Annotated in this window: 16 protein-coding genes; 7 read left to right on the plus strand and 9 right to left on the minus strand. The window is 70.2% G+C overall.

What is annotated here, in order from left to right:
* Window positions 1-17: 17 nt before the first annotated feature.
* Entirely contained in the window at window positions 18-911 is an 894-nt protein-coding gene (locus tag GRC12_RS16000; protein ID WP_208779909.1) for an NYN domain-containing protein, read from the minus strand.
* 182 nt (window positions 912-1,093) lie between these two features.
* On the opposite strand from GRC12_RS16000, the gene GRC12_RS16005 reads away from it, so the two are divergent.
* Complete coding sequence (locus GRC12_RS16005) at window positions 1,094-1,246, plus strand: hypothetical protein (RefSeq protein WP_133044490.1); 153 nt, start codon at window positions 1,094-1,096, stop codon at window positions 1,244-1,246.
* Window positions 1,247-1,397: 151 nt separating this feature from the next.
* On the opposite strand, the gene GRC12_RS16010 is transcribed toward GRC12_RS16005, so the two are convergent.
* The 3 genes from GRC12_RS16010 to GRC12_RS16020 form a co-directional block, all read right to left on the minus strand.
* The gene (locus tag GRC12_RS16010; protein ID WP_208779910.1) at window positions 1,398-2,003 is read right to left on the minus strand and encodes a MarC family protein; all 606 of its coding nucleotides are present in this window, start codon (window positions 2,001-2,003) and stop codon (window positions 1,398-1,400) included.
* 79 nt (window positions 2,004-2,082) lie between these two features.
* The gene (locus GRC12_RS16015; RefSeq protein WP_208779911.1) at window positions 2,083-2,940 is read right to left on the minus strand and encodes a PHP domain-containing protein; all 858 of its coding nucleotides are present in this window, start codon (window positions 2,938-2,940) and stop codon (window positions 2,083-2,085) included.
* 146 nt (window positions 2,941-3,086) lie between these two features.
* A complete protein-coding gene (locus GRC12_RS16020; protein WP_133044487.1) occupies window positions 3,087-3,728 on the minus strand; it encodes a DUF6758 family protein in 642 nt (213 codons plus the stop codon).
* A 211-nt stretch (window positions 3,729-3,939) separates the two neighbouring features.
* Between GRC12_RS16020 and GRC12_RS16025 the strand changes: the two genes are divergently transcribed.
* Window positions 3,940-5,202 (plus strand): MFS transporter, encoded by a 1,263-nt coding sequence (locus tag GRC12_RS16025; protein WP_208779912.1) that lies wholly within the window; start codon window positions 3,940-3,942, stop codon window positions 5,200-5,202.
* Window positions 5,203-5,232: 30 nt separating this feature from the next.
* Here the strand turns inward: GRC12_RS16025 and GRC12_RS16030 are convergent, their stop codons facing one another.
* Window positions 5,233-5,817 (minus strand): suppressor of fused domain protein, encoded by a 585-nt coding sequence (locus GRC12_RS16030; RefSeq protein WP_208779913.1) that lies wholly within the window; start codon window positions 5,815-5,817, stop codon window positions 5,233-5,235.
* Window positions 5,818-6,302: 485 nt separating this feature from the next.
* Here GRC12_RS16030 and GRC12_RS16035 point away from each other — a divergent pair, with 485 nt between their 5' ends.
* A complete protein-coding gene (locus tag GRC12_RS16035) occupies window positions 6,303-7,418 on the plus strand; it encodes a magnesium and cobalt transport protein CorA (protein ID WP_133044484.1) in 1,116 nt (371 codons plus the stop codon).
* Between the two features lie 23 nt (window positions 7,419-7,441).
* Window positions 7,442-7,957, plus strand: coding sequence for a hypothetical protein (locus GRC12_RS16040; RefSeq protein WP_208779914.1), 516 nt, complete (start codon window positions 7,442-7,444; stop codon window positions 7,955-7,957).
* 4 nt (window positions 7,958-7,961) lie between these two features.
* Here GRC12_RS16040 and GRC12_RS16045 read toward each other — a convergent pair whose 3' ends face one another.
* A complete protein-coding gene (locus GRC12_RS16045) occupies window positions 7,962-8,705 on the minus strand; it encodes a hypothetical protein (protein ID WP_208779915.1) in 744 nt (247 codons plus the stop codon).
* 199 nt (window positions 8,706-8,904) lie between these two features.
* Here GRC12_RS16045 and GRC12_RS16050 point away from each other — a divergent pair, with 199 nt between their 5' ends.
* Genes GRC12_RS16050 through GRC12_RS16060 form a run of 3 tightly spaced genes read left to right on the plus strand, consistent with a single transcriptional unit; the run spans window position 8,905 to window position 11,972 of the window.
* On the plus strand, window positions 8,905-10,212 hold the full coding sequence (locus GRC12_RS16050) for a magnesium transporter MgtE N-terminal domain-containing protein (RefSeq protein ID WP_208779916.1): 1,308 nt from the start codon (window positions 8,905-8,907) through the stop codon (window positions 10,210-10,212).
* On the plus strand, window positions 10,202-10,795 hold the full coding sequence (locus GRC12_RS16055; RefSeq protein WP_208779917.1) for a DUF1003 domain-containing protein: 594 nt from the start codon (window positions 10,202-10,204) through the stop codon (window positions 10,793-10,795). The genes GRC12_RS16050 and GRC12_RS16055 overlap by 11 nt, the downstream gene beginning before the upstream one ends.
* A gap of 43 nt (window positions 10,796-10,838) precedes the next feature.
* Window positions 10,839-11,972 carry an Mrp/NBP35 family ATP-binding protein gene (locus GRC12_RS16060; protein WP_133044479.1) on the plus strand — a complete coding sequence of 378 codons (1,134 nt, stop codon included), beginning with the start codon at window positions 10,839-10,841 and terminating at the stop codon, window positions 11,970-11,972.
* An 80-nt stretch (window positions 11,973-12,052) separates the two neighbouring features.
* Here GRC12_RS16060 and GRC12_RS16065 read toward each other — a convergent pair whose 3' ends face one another.
* From GRC12_RS16065 to GRC12_RS16075, 3 genes are all read right to left on the minus strand, one after another.
* On the minus strand, window positions 12,053-12,718 hold the full coding sequence (locus tag GRC12_RS16065) for a hypothetical protein (protein WP_208779918.1): 666 nt from the start codon (window positions 12,716-12,718) through the stop codon (window positions 12,053-12,055).
* 236 nt (window positions 12,719-12,954) lie between these two features.
* Entirely contained in the window at window positions 12,955-13,407 is a 453-nt protein-coding gene (locus GRC12_RS16070) for a sec-independent translocase (RefSeq protein WP_208779919.1), read from the minus strand.
* 199 nt (window positions 13,408-13,606) lie between these two features.
* Window positions 13,607-14,680 carry a S1C family serine protease gene (locus GRC12_RS16075; RefSeq protein WP_308286558.1) on the minus strand — a complete coding sequence of 358 codons (1,074 nt, stop codon included), beginning with the start codon at window positions 14,678-14,680 and terminating at the stop codon, window positions 13,607-13,609.
* Window positions 14,681-14,764: the final 84 nt, after the last annotated feature.

Below are 14,764 nucleotides of genomic sequence, written 5' to 3' on the forward strand. Positions count from 1 at the left end.
GCCTTCCGGCGGAGCGCTCAGTACTGCGTCTGCAAGTGCTCCCAGAACCCGTCCCGCAGCGCCCGTCGCAGATCCGACTGTCCGCGCAGGGAGTACTGCAGCAGGCCCTCCGCCTCCACCAGCAGGTCCTGGTCCACCGAACCCGGTAGGTAGGGATGCCCGGGCAACAGCTCGACCAGTGACTCGCGTCCCCGCGCCGCCAGCCACTTCGCCGCGATCTGCGCGCCGACGAAGCGGACGTCCTCCCGGGTGGGCCGGGCGGCGCCGGCCTCGTAGCCGGGGGCGGTGCGCCGGGCGACGTACGGCTTGAAGAAGTCGAGGTCGAAGGTGCGCTGGCTGTCGACCTCCCAGAGCAGGGGCTCCGCCTGGTTGCGGCCCTCGGGGGCCTCGATGCCCCAGAGGTGGACCCGGGCGCCGTACCCCTGGGCCGCCTCGACCGCCGAGACCAGGTCCTCGTCGCCGCCGAGCAGGGCCGCGTCGCTGATCGCGCGGTGGCGGGCGAGGGACTCGAGGTCGCTGCGGATGAGCGAGTCGACGCCCTTCTGCTGGTTGTTGGCGTTCAGATTGCCCAACCGGACCTTGACGTCCGGGAGTTCGGCGATCGACTGCTGCTCGGCGGTGTGGATACGGCGTCTCGCTCCGTCGTACCAGTACACCCGCAGCAGTCTGCTGTCCGCGAAGATGGTGCGGGCCCGGTCGATGAGCGCCTCGATCAGGCCCTCTGCGTCCAGGTCGAAGGCGCGCCGGTCCTCCGTGCCCGCCACGAGCCGCCCCGCGGCGGCGTAGAGGTACCCGGCATCGACGAAGATCGCATGCGTCGAGGGCGTCTTGGCCACCTCGGCGAGCATGCGCTGGAGCAGCTCGTTCGTGCGGTCGATGCGGGCGCTGAGGGCCGGGAGGTCGTCGTTCATCGCCTCCATTGTCCCGGCGGTCACGCTGCGAACACAACCGGTCCCGGTCAGTCTCATTCACACATCTCGCACACCTCTTACCGGTCAGTAATTAGCCGTTCGAAAAATTTCTTTAGCGTAGGGAATGTTTGTAACACGCAGGCCGTTGACTGGATCAGAACCACGAGACGAAGGGAGAGGCCATGCGCTTCGAAATCATGCGACTCGACGAGGTCGACGGAACGCCCGTGGACAGCACCGTCGTGGACGCCGCCTCCGTCAACCGGATCGTGCAGCAGGCCGCCGCCATCGGGCAGCGCCTGTGGATCCGACCGGCCGAGAACACGGCTGCGTGACCGACACGGCCGCGTGACCGACACGGCCGCGTGACCGACACGGCCGCGTAACCGATACAGACGCGGATCACCGACACAGACGCGGATCACCGCTGAAGCTTCAGAGCCCCCGTACGGCACCGACGCCGTACGGGGGCTCTGCGCTTGCCCCTCAGCTCGTCCGGATCACCTGGGTGACACCGTTGATGATCTGCTGCACGGCGATCGCCGAGAGCATCATGCCGGCGAGCCGGGTCACCAGGACGACACCGCCGTCCTTGATGATCCGGATGATCAGCAGCGAGTAGCGCATCACCAGCCACAGCACGACATGGATGGCGAGGATCGCGCACCACACCGACACCTGCGTGGCCGTGCTGTCGGCCTTCTGCACGGCGAGGATGACGGACACGATCGCGCCGGGACCGGCCAGCAGCGGCATGCCCAGCGGTACGAGGGCCACGTTGACGTCCTTGGTCTGCTTCGGCTCGTCGGTCTTGCCGGTGAGCAGGTCGAGGGCGATCAGCAGGAGCAGCAGTCCGCCCGCGATCATCAGCGCGGGCACGGAGACGTGCAGGTAGTCGAGGATCTGGTGCCCCAGGAGCCCGAAGACGGTGATCACACCGCACGCCACGCACACGGCCTGGAAGGCCATCCGCTTCTGCACCTTGCCGGGGCGTCCGGCGGTGAGGGCGAGGAAGATCGGGGTGATCCCGGGGGGATCCATGATGACGAACAGGGTGAGGAAGAGGGAGCCGAAAACGGCAGCGTCGAACATGAGGGCCTTGCGGAAGGAGAGGTGAACCCGGAGGAGAGGTGAACCGGGAGGAGAGGTGAACGGGTGGTGTGGGCGGGCGTCAGGCTCCGCCGGTCCCCGGCACCGGGAACGCCCCGGTCGCCCGGCGCGTGATCTCGCCGTACACCTCGGGGTCCGTGGTGTACTCCCCGAGCACGCAGGTCTTGCGGCTGCCGTGGTAGTCGCTGGACCCGGTGGTCAGCAGCCCCAGTTCCCTGGCCAGTCCCCGCAGCCGCGCCCGGGTCCGAGGGTCGTGGTCCATGTGGTCGACCTCGATGCCGTCGAGCCCGGCGGCGGCCATCTCGGCGATCACCGGCTCCGGCACGGTCCGGCCACGCTTACTGGCACCCGGATGCGCGAAGACCGTCACCCCGCCGGCCGCCTTGACCAGCCGGATCGCCTCGAACGGGTCCGTCTCGTGCTTCGGCACGTAGGCCCGTCCGCCGTCGGCCAGCCAGTCGGCGGTGAACGCCTCGTCCACGCTCCGCACGACGCCCAGCTCGACCAGCGCGGTGGCGACATGCGGCCGGCCGACCGACCCGTCCCCGGCGATCCGTGCCACCTGCTCCCAGGTGACCGGCACGCCCAGATCCCGCAGCTGGTCGACCATCGCGCGCGCCCGCGGCACCCGGTCGTCGCGCACCAGCTCGCGCTCGGCGAGCAGCTCCGGCTCCTCGGGGTCGAAGAGGTAGGCGAGCATGTGCATCGAGATGCCGTCGATACGGCAGGACAGCTCGGCGCCGGTGACGAGGGTCAGCCCGGCGGGCAGCGCGGCGATCGCCTCGGCGTACCCGCGGGTGGTGTCGTGGTCGGTCAGCGCGACGACGTCCAGCCCGGCCGCGGCGGCGGCGCGGACCAGCTCGGCGGGGGTGTCCGTACCGTCGGAAGCCGTGGAGTGGCAGTGCAGATCAACACGCACGAGGCGGACTCCAGGCCATGACGGAACAGAACGGGACGCTCAAGAGTACGACACGCTCCCCCCGCCCCAGGGCGCGGGGACCCGCGCGGCCGGCCCAGGGCGAGCCGCAGCCACCCACGCGACAGCACCCTCACCCCCCGTGGGTGCTACGGCTCCAGCAAGCGCGGCGACAACGCCCCGCAGGGAACGAGCTCGAGTTCCGCCCCCGCCTCGCGCAGATCCGTCAGCACCAGCTCGTCGTACATCAGCAGCCCGGACTGCTCGGGCCAGACCACGGCCCACAGCCACAGCCCGCGCGCCTCGCCGGCGAAGACCGCGCGGTCGTCGGGGGTGGCGGCGACATGCCAGAGGGGGGTGGGGCGACCGCCCGCCAGGACCTTGGCCTGGGGCGGCTTCTCGACGCTCATGTACGGCCCCGGGTCCGGGCCGGCGATGCCCGCGTACCGCGCGCCGAGCCCGACGCCCAGTTCCTCGGCGACCAGGATCAGCTCCCCTATGCCCCCGAGCGGTCCCGGTCCGGAGCAGGCCACCGCGGTGGCTCGGCCGCCGTGCCGGTCGTCGCCGGCGCAGGCCACGCCCGTGAACAGCCAGCCGACGGGAAGGGGCCACGGCATCCACACGGGCACCTGCGTGCGGTGCACCACGACGCTGAGGGCCTCGACGCTGGGCGGGACCACGGGCTGCACCGGGTGCACGGTGCCGTGCTCATCGCACTGCCACGAATCGGCGAAGAGTCCGGGAGCCCTGACCCGGCCACCACACTTCGGGCAACTGGGTTCGCCCCTCATAGGGCCCCACGGTCCTACCCCGGCACCCTCACGTCAAGGACGATCACCCGACCGGACGGAACGCTCACCTGATTCCGCACCATTCCGCGCCGGCTCCGCGCCGGCTCCGCACCGGCTCCGCATCGACCCAACTAGATGCCACTTGCATCAATTAGCCACCCTAACTTACTATGTGTATATAGCAACTAAATCGACCCGGAGTGGAGGAAGCATGGACGACCCATTCGACGCGGGAGCGGGCGGCATCCTGCGGCAGCCGAAGGCCGTGTGGGCGACGGCCGGCGCGTCCGTCGTGGCTTTCATGGGCATCGGACTCGTCGACCCGATCCTGCCGTCGATCGCCAAGGGCCTGAACGCCACCGCCGGCCAGGTCTCCCTGCTCTTCACCTCGTACTTCCTGATCACGGCGGTGGCGATGCTGGTCACCGGCTTCGTCTCGAGCCGGATCGGCGGGCGCAGGACGCTGCTCCTCGGCCTCGCCTTCGTCGTCGTCTTCGCGGGCCTGGCAGGCACCTCGGACTCGGTCGCCGAACTCGTCGGCTTCCGGGCCGGATGGGGCCTCGGCAACGCGCTGTTCGTCTCGACCGCCCTCGCGGTCATCGTGGGCGCGGCGGCGGGCGGCAGCGCGGCGGCGATCCTGCTGTACGAGTCGGCCCTGGGCCTCGGCATGGCCTGCGGCCCGCTGCTGGGCGCACTGCTCGGCAACCAGAGCTGGCGCTACCCGTTCTTCGGTACGGCCTTCCTGATGGCGGTCGGCTTCCTGTGCATCACGGCGTTCCTGAAGGAGCAGCCGAAGCCCGCGCGGAAGACCTCGCTGCTCGACCCGATCAAGGCGCTCGGGCACGGGGGCCTCGCCTCCGCCGCCGCCTCGGCGTTCTTCTACAACTACACGTTCTTCACCGTGCTGGCCTTCACCCCGTTCGTGCTGAACATGACGCCCTACAAGTCCGGTGCCGTGTTCTTCTGCTGGGGCGTGCTGCTCGCCGTCTTCTCGGTGATCGTGGCGCCGCGCCTGCAGAAGCGGTTCGGTTCGCTGAAGGTGCTCGGCGGCTCACTGGTGCTGCTCGCGGTCGACGTGCTCGTCCTCGGCTACGGCGACCACACCACGGCGGTCGTCTGCACCGTCCTGTCCGGGGCCTTCATCGGCGTGAACAACACGGTGTACACGGAACTGGCGCTCGGCGTCTCGGACGCCCCGCGCCCGGTGGCGAGCGCCGGCTACAACTTCGTGCGCTGGTTCGCGGCGGCCGCGGCGCCCTACTTCGCGCCGAAGATCGAGGAGTGGACCGACATCCACATCCCGTTCGTGGTGGCCGCGATCACCGCCGCGGTGGGCGCGCTGGTGGTCCTCGTACGGCGTAACGCACTCACCCTCCCCCACTCTCGGCTTCGCTCGAGCGGGGGGACCCCCATGGCGGAGGAGCTGGAGACGCGGCACGCGTCCGAGGACGGTGTCACCGTCTTTGCCAACTGACGGAATCCGGCCGTCCGTTGGTGAGCTTGCTCACGCCAGCGAGACCGACGCGCGGGACGGATCCCTCAGGTCCGTCCCGTGCGTCAGCCAGCGCTCCTGGAGGGCCTGGGCGCCGTGGACGCGTTTCCAGGCCGCCTCGTTCGCCGTCATGGGCAGCAGCGGCAGGAAGCGGACCGGGTCGAGCGGCTCGTCCAGGGCGAGATCCTCGACCAGGCCGCCGGGCTCGGCGACCAGGACGGAGCTGAACGGGGCGCCCGGCCACAGCGGCTCACCGATGTCGAGGGACGCGCCCGGTGCCACGATCACCCCCTCGACCTGCGGAGACGCGGCGAGCACGGCGAGCGGGCGCAGTGCCTTGTCGGTGTCGGCGAGGCCCGCGCGCACCGAGAGGACCAGCTCCGCGCGGGGTCCCTTCACCGGGTCGGCGAGCGTCGCCGTGGGGTCGCTCATCGGCTGCGCGGACATGCCGAGCGTGGCGTAGCGGACGATGTCGCCCTCGTGGAAGCGGAGCACCTCGATGCGGTCCGTGCCGAGGAACGTGACCGCCGCGCGGGCGTCCGGTTCGCCCAGCGCGGAGCGCAACCTTGCCTCTACCAGAGGAAGAACATCAACCATGCGGCGAGCATAGAACTCGTCAGTACCGGGCAAAGCTGCGCCTTGACAGTTTGGGCGACTGGTACTCTGGCCCGGTCGTTCGGGCAGCACGCAGTGGCGTCGCGATCGAGTCCCGACGCCAGTTGGACTCCCTTACGGGAATGGAACGTCCCTTACGAGGGACCGGCCGGAGGAGGTGGGGCTGTCATGGATCGAAGTCACCCGTGCAGTACCACTCGCTCTTCCCGCCGCTGATACAGCTGATCCGGCCTGGGCTGACCGCCGCCTTTCACGCTCAAGTCTTCACGAGTCCTCATGCGGAAGAGCACTTCGTCTCGTTGTGCCTGATCTGTCTGATCTGAACCAGCAGCGAAACTCGCCACCGCGACGGTGCGGTGCTCCCCGCTTTGTGGACGTGCCAAACACCCGAAGTCAGGACGTCCCCATTCCGGGCAGTTCCACCCGTCGTCGGCGCCCTTTCGCTGCCTGCCACGAAGGAGCCAGCCATGTCGATGATCCGTGACCTGCGCGCCGCGGTCCGCCCGTCCCGCATCTCCCTGCGCAAGGACACCGGCGCGTACGACACGACACGCGACCCCGGCACCCCGTCGGCCGTCGTCGACTGCGCCGTCTACCGGGACGGGGCCCGCGTCCAGACACCGCAGGCGCTCACCCCGCACGAGGCCATGCGCCAGGTGCGCCGCGACGGAGGCTTCGTCTGGATCGGTCTGCACGAGCCGACCGAGGCCGAATTCTCCGGTATCGCAAGCGAGTTCGGGCTGCACCCGCTGGCCGTCGAGGACGCCGTACAGGCCCACCAGCGGCCCAAACTGGAGCGCTACGACGACTCCCTGTTCACCGTCTTCAAGACCATCCACTACGTCGAGCACGACGAACTCACCGCCAACAGCGAGATCGTCGAGACCGGCGAGGTCATGTGCTTCACCGGACGGGACTTCTTCATCACCGTCCGGCACGGCGGCCAGGGCTCCCTGCGCGCCCTCCGCCACCGTCTGCAGGACGACCCCGAGCTGCTCGCCAAGGGCCCCTCGGCGGTGCTGCACGCGATCGCCGACCATGTCGTGGACGGCTACCTCGCGGTCGCCGACGCCATGCAGGACGACATCGACGAGGTGGAGACCGAGGTCTTCTCGCCGGGCCGCGGCGGTGTCGCCCGCGGTGTGGACTCGGCGCGGATCTACCAGATCAAGCGCGAGGTGCTGGAGTTCAAGCGGGCGGTGGCGCCGCTGCTGCGGCCGCTGCAGCTGCTGAGCGAGCGGCCGATGCGGCTGGTCGACCCCGACATCCAGAAGTACTTCCGGGACGTCGCCGACCACCTCGCCCGCGTGCAGGAACAGGTCGTCGGCTTCGACGAGCTGCTCAACTCCATCCTCCAGGCCAACCTCGCGCAGGCGTCCGTCGCGCAGAACGAGGACATGCGGAAGATCACCGCCTGGGCCGCCATCATCGCCGTACCGACGATGGTGACCGGTGTCTACGGCATGAACTTCGACCACATGCCCGAACTGCACTGGCGCTACGGCTATCCGACCGTCCTCGGCCTCACGGTCGTGCTCTGTGTCGGCATCCACCGGGCGCTGAAGCGCAACGGCTGGCTGTGAGCCGTCTGGATAGGCTTCCGCCCATGACAAGCGAGCTGCTCGACCAGGCCCTCGTCGAGGAGGCCACCAAGAAGTCCGGCCTTGTGTGGGTCCGGGGCCCGGGCGGGCCGGCCCGCGCGCTGTGGCACGTGTGGCACGAGGGTGCCGCGTGTGTCGTGGGCGACGGACCGGGCGAGCAGTCGCTGCCGGGACTGACCGACGGCACCACCGCCGAGGTCACCGTGCGCAGCAAGGACAAGGGGGGCCGACTGGTCTCCTGGTCCGCGAAGGTCGTCGAGCTCGCGTCCGGTACGGAGGCCTGGGAGGCGACGGTCGCCGAGCTGAAGGGCAAGCGCCTCAACGCGCCCGACGGGGAGGCGATGACCGAGCGCTGGGCCCGCACCTGCCGGGTGCTGCGGCTCGAACCGACCGGGGCGACAACGCCGTTGCCCGACGACAGCCTGGCCGAGGCGCCCCTGCCGACGCCGGCCACGACCCGAAGGCCCGTCCCCGCGGGGCTGCCCCGGCTGCTGCTGAAAAAGAAGAAGCGCCGCCGATGAGCCCTCAGGACGCCGGCAGCTGCTTGCCGTAGTCCACCGTCTCGTCCTTGCCCGGCTCCGCCAGGGTGAAGTCCTTGTCCCAGGCCGAGAAGGTCAGCGTGCCCGCGCCGCCCGCACGCTGCAGGCGCAGCGGATACGGCCTGCCCTCCAGGGACACGTCCAGCGTGCCCCCTGAGCCCTTGTCACCCGTGATGCGGATCGTGCGGGTACCCGCCTGCTCGTGGTGCCCGTCCGTCGCCAGCGAACCGTGCAGGGTGAGCAGCCCTTCGAGGAGGACGTCCTTGTCCGTGAAACCGCTGAACTTCTTGTACGCGGGGTCGCCCTGCGGAACCTTCACGTACTTGCCGTCGAGCTTGCCCGCCGCCGAGGTGCCGTGGTCCCCGTCGGCGTGGTTCCAGAAGCCCGCGCCGGCCTTCAGGTACAGCCGCTCGCCGATGCGCAGCAGCCCGAAGGCCACTCCCTTGGAGGTGACCGACCCGGTCGCTCCCTCGGGCTTCAGCCGCATGTCGAGCCGGTACGTACGGCCATTGGTGACGACGTCTCCGGCGAGCCGTACGGCGGACGCGGACCGCGCGGCCGTACGCGTTCTGGACTGGATCGTGTCGGCGGACAGCTTGCCGACCCCGTTCGTACCCGCGTCGGGATCCTCACCGCACCCCGTCAGAAACCCGCTCCCCGTCACGACCAGCGCACACACGGCACCGGCCACCACCGCCCGACGAGTACGGCCCTCGGACCTCGCAGTCACAGACACGGCTGCCTTTCTCAACGGCTGTCCTGAACGGTGCTCGGCACCCTACAGGGGTCGGCGGCCACCGGCGGAGCCGGTCCGTCCGGACCGTCCACCAGGGCATATCCGATCGGGACGGGCTAGCCTGAAGCCCACCCGAGCGGGCAATTCGGAACAGCACAGCCCCACGAACCCCGCACGAAAAGGAAGCACGACCATGGCAGGCGCCGCCCCCCGGATCTTCGTCTCGCACCTCTCCGGCGTCCCCGTCTTCGACCCCAACGGCGACCAGGTGGGGCGCGTGCGCGACCTGGTCGTGATGCTGCGCGTCGGCCGCAGGCCCCCGCGTGTGCTCGGCCTCGTCGTCGAACTGCCCACCCGGCGCCGCATCTTCCTGCAGATGACCCGGGTCACCAGCATCGAGTCCGGCCAGGTCATCGCCACCGGTGTGCTCAACGTCCGCCGCTTCGAGCAACGCCCCACCGAACGGCTGGTCTTCGGGGAGCTGCTGGACCGCCGGGTCACGCTCGTCGACACCGGCGAGGAGGTCACCGTCCTCGACGTGTCCGTGCAGCAGCTGCCGGCCCGCAGGGAATGGGAGGTCGACCGCGTCTTCGTCCGCAAGGGCCGCAAGGCCGGCGCCTTCAGGCGGGCCAAGGGCGAGCAGCTGACCGTCGAGTGGTCCGCCGTCACCGGGTTCTCCCTGGAGGAGCAGGGACAGGGCGCGGAGAGCCTTCTGGCCACCTTCGAGCAGCTGCGCCCGGCCGACCTGGCGAACGTCCTGCACCATCTCTCCGCCAAGCGGCGCGCCGAGGTCGCCGCCGCCCTCGACGACGACCGGCTGGCCGACGTCCTCGAGGAGCTCCCGGAGGACGACCAGATCGAGATCCTCGGCAAGCTGAAGGAGGAGCGGGCCGCCGACGTCCTGGAGGCCATGGACCCCGACGACGCGGCCGACCTGCTCTCCGAACTGCCGGAGGCGGACAAGGAGCGGCTGCTGAGCCTGATGCAGCCCGCCGACGCGGCCGACATGCGGCGCCTGATGTCGTACGAGGAGCACACGGCGGGCGGTCTGATGACCACCGAGCCGATCGTGCTGCGGCCGGACGCCACCGTCGCCGACGCGCTCGCCCGCGTCCGCAACCGCGACCTCTCCCCCGCCCTCGCCGCCCAGGTCTACGTCTGCCGTCCGCCGGACGAGACACCGACCGGCAAGTACCTGGGCACGGTCCACTTCCAGCGGCTGCTGCGCGACCCCCCGTACACCCTGGTCAGTTCGATCATCGACGACGACCTGCAGCCGCTCGACCCCGACGCGGCGCTGCCCGTCGTCGCCGGGTTCTTCGCGACGTACGACATGGTCGCGGCGCCCGTGGTGGACGAGGCCGGGTCGCTGCTCGGCGCGGTGACCGTGGACGACGTACTGGACCACATGCTGCCCGAGGACTGGCGGGAGACCGAGTTCCACCTGGACGAGGACGCCGGCAACGAGGGTGCCGAGGGGGTGGCCGCTCATGACGCCTGAGCGGGAGAGCACCCGTGAGCGCACCCCGGCGGGCGCGACGGCGACGACGCGCACCCGGGTGCGTCTGGACCAGCCGCGCGCGCCGCGCCGGCGGCTGCTGCCCGAGTGGGACCCGGAGGCCTTCGGGCGGCTGTCGGAGCGCATCGCGCGCTTCCTCGGCACCGGACGGTTCATCGTCTGGATGACGGTCGTCATCATCCTGTGGGTGGCGTGGAACGTCTTCGCGCCGAAGGACCTGCGCTTCGACAACTACCCGTTCATCTTCCTGACCCTGATGCTGTCCCTGCAGGCCTCCTACGCGGCCCCGCTGATCCTGCTCGCGCAGAACCGGCAGGACGACCGGGACCGGGTCAACCTAGAGCAGGACCGCAAGCAGAACGAGCGGTCCATCGCCGACACCGAGTACCTGACCCGGGAGATCGCCGCCCTGCGCATCGGCCTGGGCGAGGTCGCCACCCGCGACTGGATCCGCTCCGAGCTGCAGGACCTGATGAAGGAGCTGGACTACCGCAAGGACGGCCACCACGAACACGCCGTATTCCCGGCAGAACGGTCCCGCGGACGTGACGTAGACGACCGGTGACGGGCTTACCGGGGCCAGGCTACCGAGCCGTACCATCGTCCTTATGGCTAGCGAAGACGCGGTGCGCGAGGCACTGGCGACGGTGAACGACCCCGAGATCAACCGACCCATCACCGAACTCGGGATGGTCAAATCGGTCGACATCGGCGCGGACGGGGCGGTCGCGGTGACCGTGTACCTGACGGTCTCCGGCTGCCCCATGCGCGAGACCATCACCCAGCGCGTGACCGACGCGGTCTCCCGGGTCGAGGGCGTCACCCGCGTCGACGTCTCGCTGGACGTGATGAGCGACGAGCAGCGCAAGGAGCTGGCGAACGCCCTGCGCGGCGGCCAGGCCGAACGGGAGATCCCGTTCGCCAAGCCCGGCTCGCTCACCCGGGTGTACGCGGTCGCCTCCGGCAAGGGCGGCGTCGGCAAGTCGTCCGTGACGGTGAACCTGGCGGCGGCGATGGCCGCGGACGGTCTGAAGGTCGGTGTCGTCGACGCCGACATCTACGGCCACAGCGTGCCGCGCATGCTCGGCGCGGACGGCCGCCCCACCCAGGTCGAGAACATGATCATGCCGCCGTCGGCGAACGGCGTGAAGGTCATCTCCATCGGCATGTTCACCCCGGGCAACGCGCCGGTCGTCTGGCGTGGCCCGATGCTGCACCGGGCGCTGCAGCAGTTCCTCGCGGACGTGTACTGGGGCGACCTGGACGTCCTGCTCCTCGACCTGCCGCCCGGCACCGGTGACATCGCCATCTCGGTCGCCCAGCTGGTCCCGAACGCCGAGATCCTGGTCGTGACGACGCCTCAGCAGGCGGCGGCCGAGGTCGCCGAGCGGGCGGGCTCCATCGCCGTACAGACCCACCAGAAGATCGTCGGCGTGGTCGAGAACATGTCGGGTCTGCCCTGCCCGCACTGCGGCGAGATGGTCGACGTCTTCGGCACGGGCGGCGGCCAGACGGTCGCCGACGGCCTCACCCGCACGACGGGTGCGACGGTCCCCGTCCTCGGCTCCATCCCGATCGACGTCCGCCTGCGCGAGGGCGGCGACGAGGGCAGGCCGGTCGTCCTGACCGACCCGGAGAGCCCGGCGGGCGCGGCACTGCGCGGCATCGCGGGCAAGTTGGGCGGACGGCAGAGGGGTCTTTCGGGACTGTCCCTGGGGATCACCCCGAAGAACAAGTTCTAGCGAGCAAGTCCTGGGTGACTGTGGGGCGCCATCCGGTGCGGATGGTGCCCCGTCGTCGTCCCGTCGTCGTCCCGTCGTCGTCAGGCGTACGTGCCGATGTCCTTGATCATGGCGAAGCCCAGCCCGTACGCGCTCATCCCTCTCCCGTACGCCCCCACGTGCACCCCTGCCTGCGTGGACCCGGCGAGCACCCAGCCGAACTCGGACTCGCGGTAGTGGAAGGGGGTGGGCACGCCGTCCACCGGCAGGGACAGCGTCGACCACTCGGGGCCCGCGAGATCGTCGGCCAGCGCCCACGCCGTCTCCGTCTGCTGCTCCAGCCAGTCGTCCCGGAGGCTGTGGTCCATCTGCCCGGGCCAGGTGAACGACAGCAGCCCCACCCCGGCCAGCCACGCCGCCGAGGAGACCGAGGTGGCCTCCAGCAGCCCCGTACCGTCGGCGCTCCTGCGGGAGGGGTTCGCCGCGACCGTCACCACGACCGCGAACTTCTCCCGCGGCTCACCGGCGGAGCCGACCTCGTTCTTCACCGAGGGCTCGTCGCCGTGCCCGATCGACCCGTGTTCGACGGCACCGTCGGCCGCCGTTCCGACCTGCATCAGCCAGCGCGGCCCCGTGAAGGCCTCGTCGAGGCCGTACCACGGGAAGGGCGCCTGCAGGTAGCCGTCGACCGTGCGCCGGGCGGAGGGGACCTGTTGTCCGCCCTCCGCGGCCGGCGCCTGCGCGACTGCCCGACTCGTCGTCTCCATTGCCCGGACGCCTCCTCGCTCTCGTCGGACCGGAGCGGCCCGCCCCCCTTCGGGCTGACTCGTCCGGTCCGCACAACAACTCGGCAGCATAGCCACCCCGCTCCGGGCAGCCGGGAAACCTACCGGCGCGTGGGTCGCGCAGGAGGGCGGGTTCAGGCCGCGAGAGGCCGCGACGGACTATGAAACGCGTCACGTACGACGGTCTCGACGCCCCCCGCTGTCACGGGCGGTACGGCTCAGGTGGCGTCCGCGTCGAAGGGCGGCCGGTCGTCTTCCTCGGGCTTCTTCGTCATGTCGATGCGGCCACCGGAGGACGAGGAAGACGACGAGGACGACGAGGAAGAGGACGAGGACGGACCGTCGGTGTCGTAGCTCTGGACCGCCTCCGTGACCTCGGCCATCTCCTTCTTCAGGTCGAAGCCGTTACGGATCTCCTTCAGCCCCAGGTCCTCGCTGTCCAGGTGCTTGCGGATGAAGGTCTTGGGGTTGAGGTCCTCGAACTCGAAGTCCTTGAACTCCGGGCCCAGTTCCTGCCGGATGTCCGCCTTGGCGCTCTCCGAGAACTCTCGGATCTTCCGGATCGTCCGCATGACGTCCTGGATGACCTTCGGGAGCTTGTCCGGACCGAAGACGAGCACGGCGAGCACAATGATCGTCAGCAGCTCGAGCGGTCCTATGTCATTGAACACCTGAAGCTCCTCGCGATGTCCTCGGTCCTCGGCCCTCGGCGGTCTGTGCGGGTCTTCCGTGGTCCGGGCCGGATCCACGGTACCCGGCGATCCCGTACGACCGGTACCGCCCCGAGGGTTCCGAGTGCGTCCGGGTGGCGGTTTTCCGGGATGTTTGCCGTGTGGGGCAGGGTTTTGGAACCCATCTGTGAGGTTCCTGTCAGTTGCTGTCCGAGGACCCGAGCACCAGCGAGATCGTCCGCTCGCCGCCGCCCCGGCGCACGGTCAGCCGCAGGCGGTCGCCCGGGCGGTGGGCACGGGTCCTGACGATCAGTTCGTCGCCGGAGTGCACGCGCACGCCGTCGACCGCGGTGATGACGTCGCCCGCCTTGATGCCGGCCCTTGCTCCGGGGCCACCCGCGGTGACGGCGGGGCCCCCGTCGGCCGCCTTCTTGCCGACGCGGGCGCCGTCGCCGGTGTAGTTCATGTCGAGGGTGACGCCGATGACCGGGTGGGTGGCCTTGCCGGTGTTGATCAGCTCCTCGGCGACACGCCTTGCCTGGTTGACGGGGATCGCGAAGCCGAGGCCGATGGAACCGGCCTGACCGCTGCCGGAGTCCGAGCCGTCGTCGGCGGACCGGATCGCGGAGTTGATGCCGATGACCCGGCCCCGGGAGTCGAGGAGGGGGCCGCCGGAGTTGCCGGGGTTGATGGGGGCGTCCGTCTGCAACGCGTCCACGTACGACACGTCGCTCCCGTCGGTGCTGTCGCCGCCGGCGGTGATCGGGCGCTCCTTGGCGCTGATGATGCCGGAGGTGACGGTGCCGGCCAGGTCGAAGGGGGCGCCGATGGCGACGACGGGGTCGCCGACCTGGACGTTGTCGGAGTTGCCGAGCGGCAGGGGCTTGAGCCCGCGCACTCCGGTGACCTTCACGACGGCGAGGTCGTAGCCGCTGTCCCGGCCCACGACGGTGGCCTTGGCGGTGTCGCCGCTGTTGAAGGTGACGGTTATCTTGCCGCCGGACCCGGCGGGCTCGACGACGTGGTTGTTGGTGAGGATGTGCCCGAGGTCGTCCAGGACGAAGCCGGTGCCGGTGCCGGACTCCGCGACGCCGGTGACATGCAGGGTGACCACGCTGGGCAGGGCCCGCGCGGCGATGCCGGCCACACTGTCCGGCGCCCTCCCCGCGGGCTCTTTCCCGGCCTGCGGCAGCGTCACGGTCCCGAGCCCACCGTCCCGCTCCAGATAGGCCCCGACGATCCCACCGACCCCACCGGAAACCAGCGCCAGCACGACGGCTCCGCCCACTAGCCTCCGCCGCAGCCGCCGACGTCGCGTCTCCTTGTCATCATCCCCGACACCACTCTGCTGGAAGGG

It is taken from the genome of Streptomyces griseorubiginosus, from assembly GCF_017614965.1.
Lineage (GTDB): Bacteria > Actinomycetota > Actinomycetes > Streptomycetales > Streptomycetaceae > Streptomyces > Streptomyces griseorubiginosus_B.

Excerpts from the sequence above, each read along its gene's own strand:
- GRC12_RS16000 (WP_208779909.1), bottom strand. The coding sequence starts at position 911 with ATGAACGACGACCTCCCGGCCCTCAGCGCCCGCATCGACCGCACGAAC.
- GRC12_RS16005 (WP_133044490.1), top strand. The coding sequence starts at position 1,094 with ATGCGCTTCGAAATCATGCGACTCGACGAGGTCGACGGAACGCCCGTG.
- GRC12_RS16010 (WP_208779910.1), bottom strand. The coding sequence starts at position 2,003 with ATGTTCGACGCTGCCGTTTTCGGCTCCCTCTTCCTCACCCTGTTCGTC.
- GRC12_RS16020 (WP_133044487.1), bottom strand. The coding sequence starts at position 3,728 with ATGAGGGGCGAACCCAGTTGCCCGAAGTGTGGTGGCCGGGTCAGGGCT.
- GRC12_RS16025 (WP_208779912.1), top strand. The coding sequence starts at position 3,940 with ATGGACGACCCATTCGACGCGGGAGCGGGCGGCATCCTGCGGCAGCCG.
- GRC12_RS16030 (WP_208779913.1), bottom strand. The coding sequence starts at position 5,817 with ATGGTTGATGTTCTTCCTCTGGTAGAGGCAAGGTTGCGCTCCGCGCTG.
- GRC12_RS16035 (WP_133044484.1), top strand. The coding sequence starts at position 6,303 with ATGTCGATGATCCGTGACCTGCGCGCCGCGGTCCGCCCGTCCCGCATC.
- GRC12_RS16040 (WP_208779914.1), top strand. The coding sequence starts at position 7,442 with ATGACAAGCGAGCTGCTCGACCAGGCCCTCGTCGAGGAGGCCACCAAG.
- GRC12_RS16050 (WP_208779916.1), top strand. The coding sequence starts at position 8,905 with ATGGCAGGCGCCGCCCCCCGGATCTTCGTCTCGCACCTCTCCGGCGTC.
- GRC12_RS16055 (WP_208779917.1), top strand. The coding sequence starts at position 10,202 with ATGACGCCTGAGCGGGAGAGCACCCGTGAGCGCACCCCGGCGGGCGCG.
- GRC12_RS16060 (WP_133044479.1), top strand. The coding sequence starts at position 10,839 with ATGGCTAGCGAAGACGCGGTGCGCGAGGCACTGGCGACGGTGAACGAC.
- GRC12_RS16065 (WP_208779918.1), bottom strand. The coding sequence starts at position 12,718 with ATGGAGACGACGAGTCGGGCAGTCGCGCAGGCGCCGGCCGCGGAGGGC.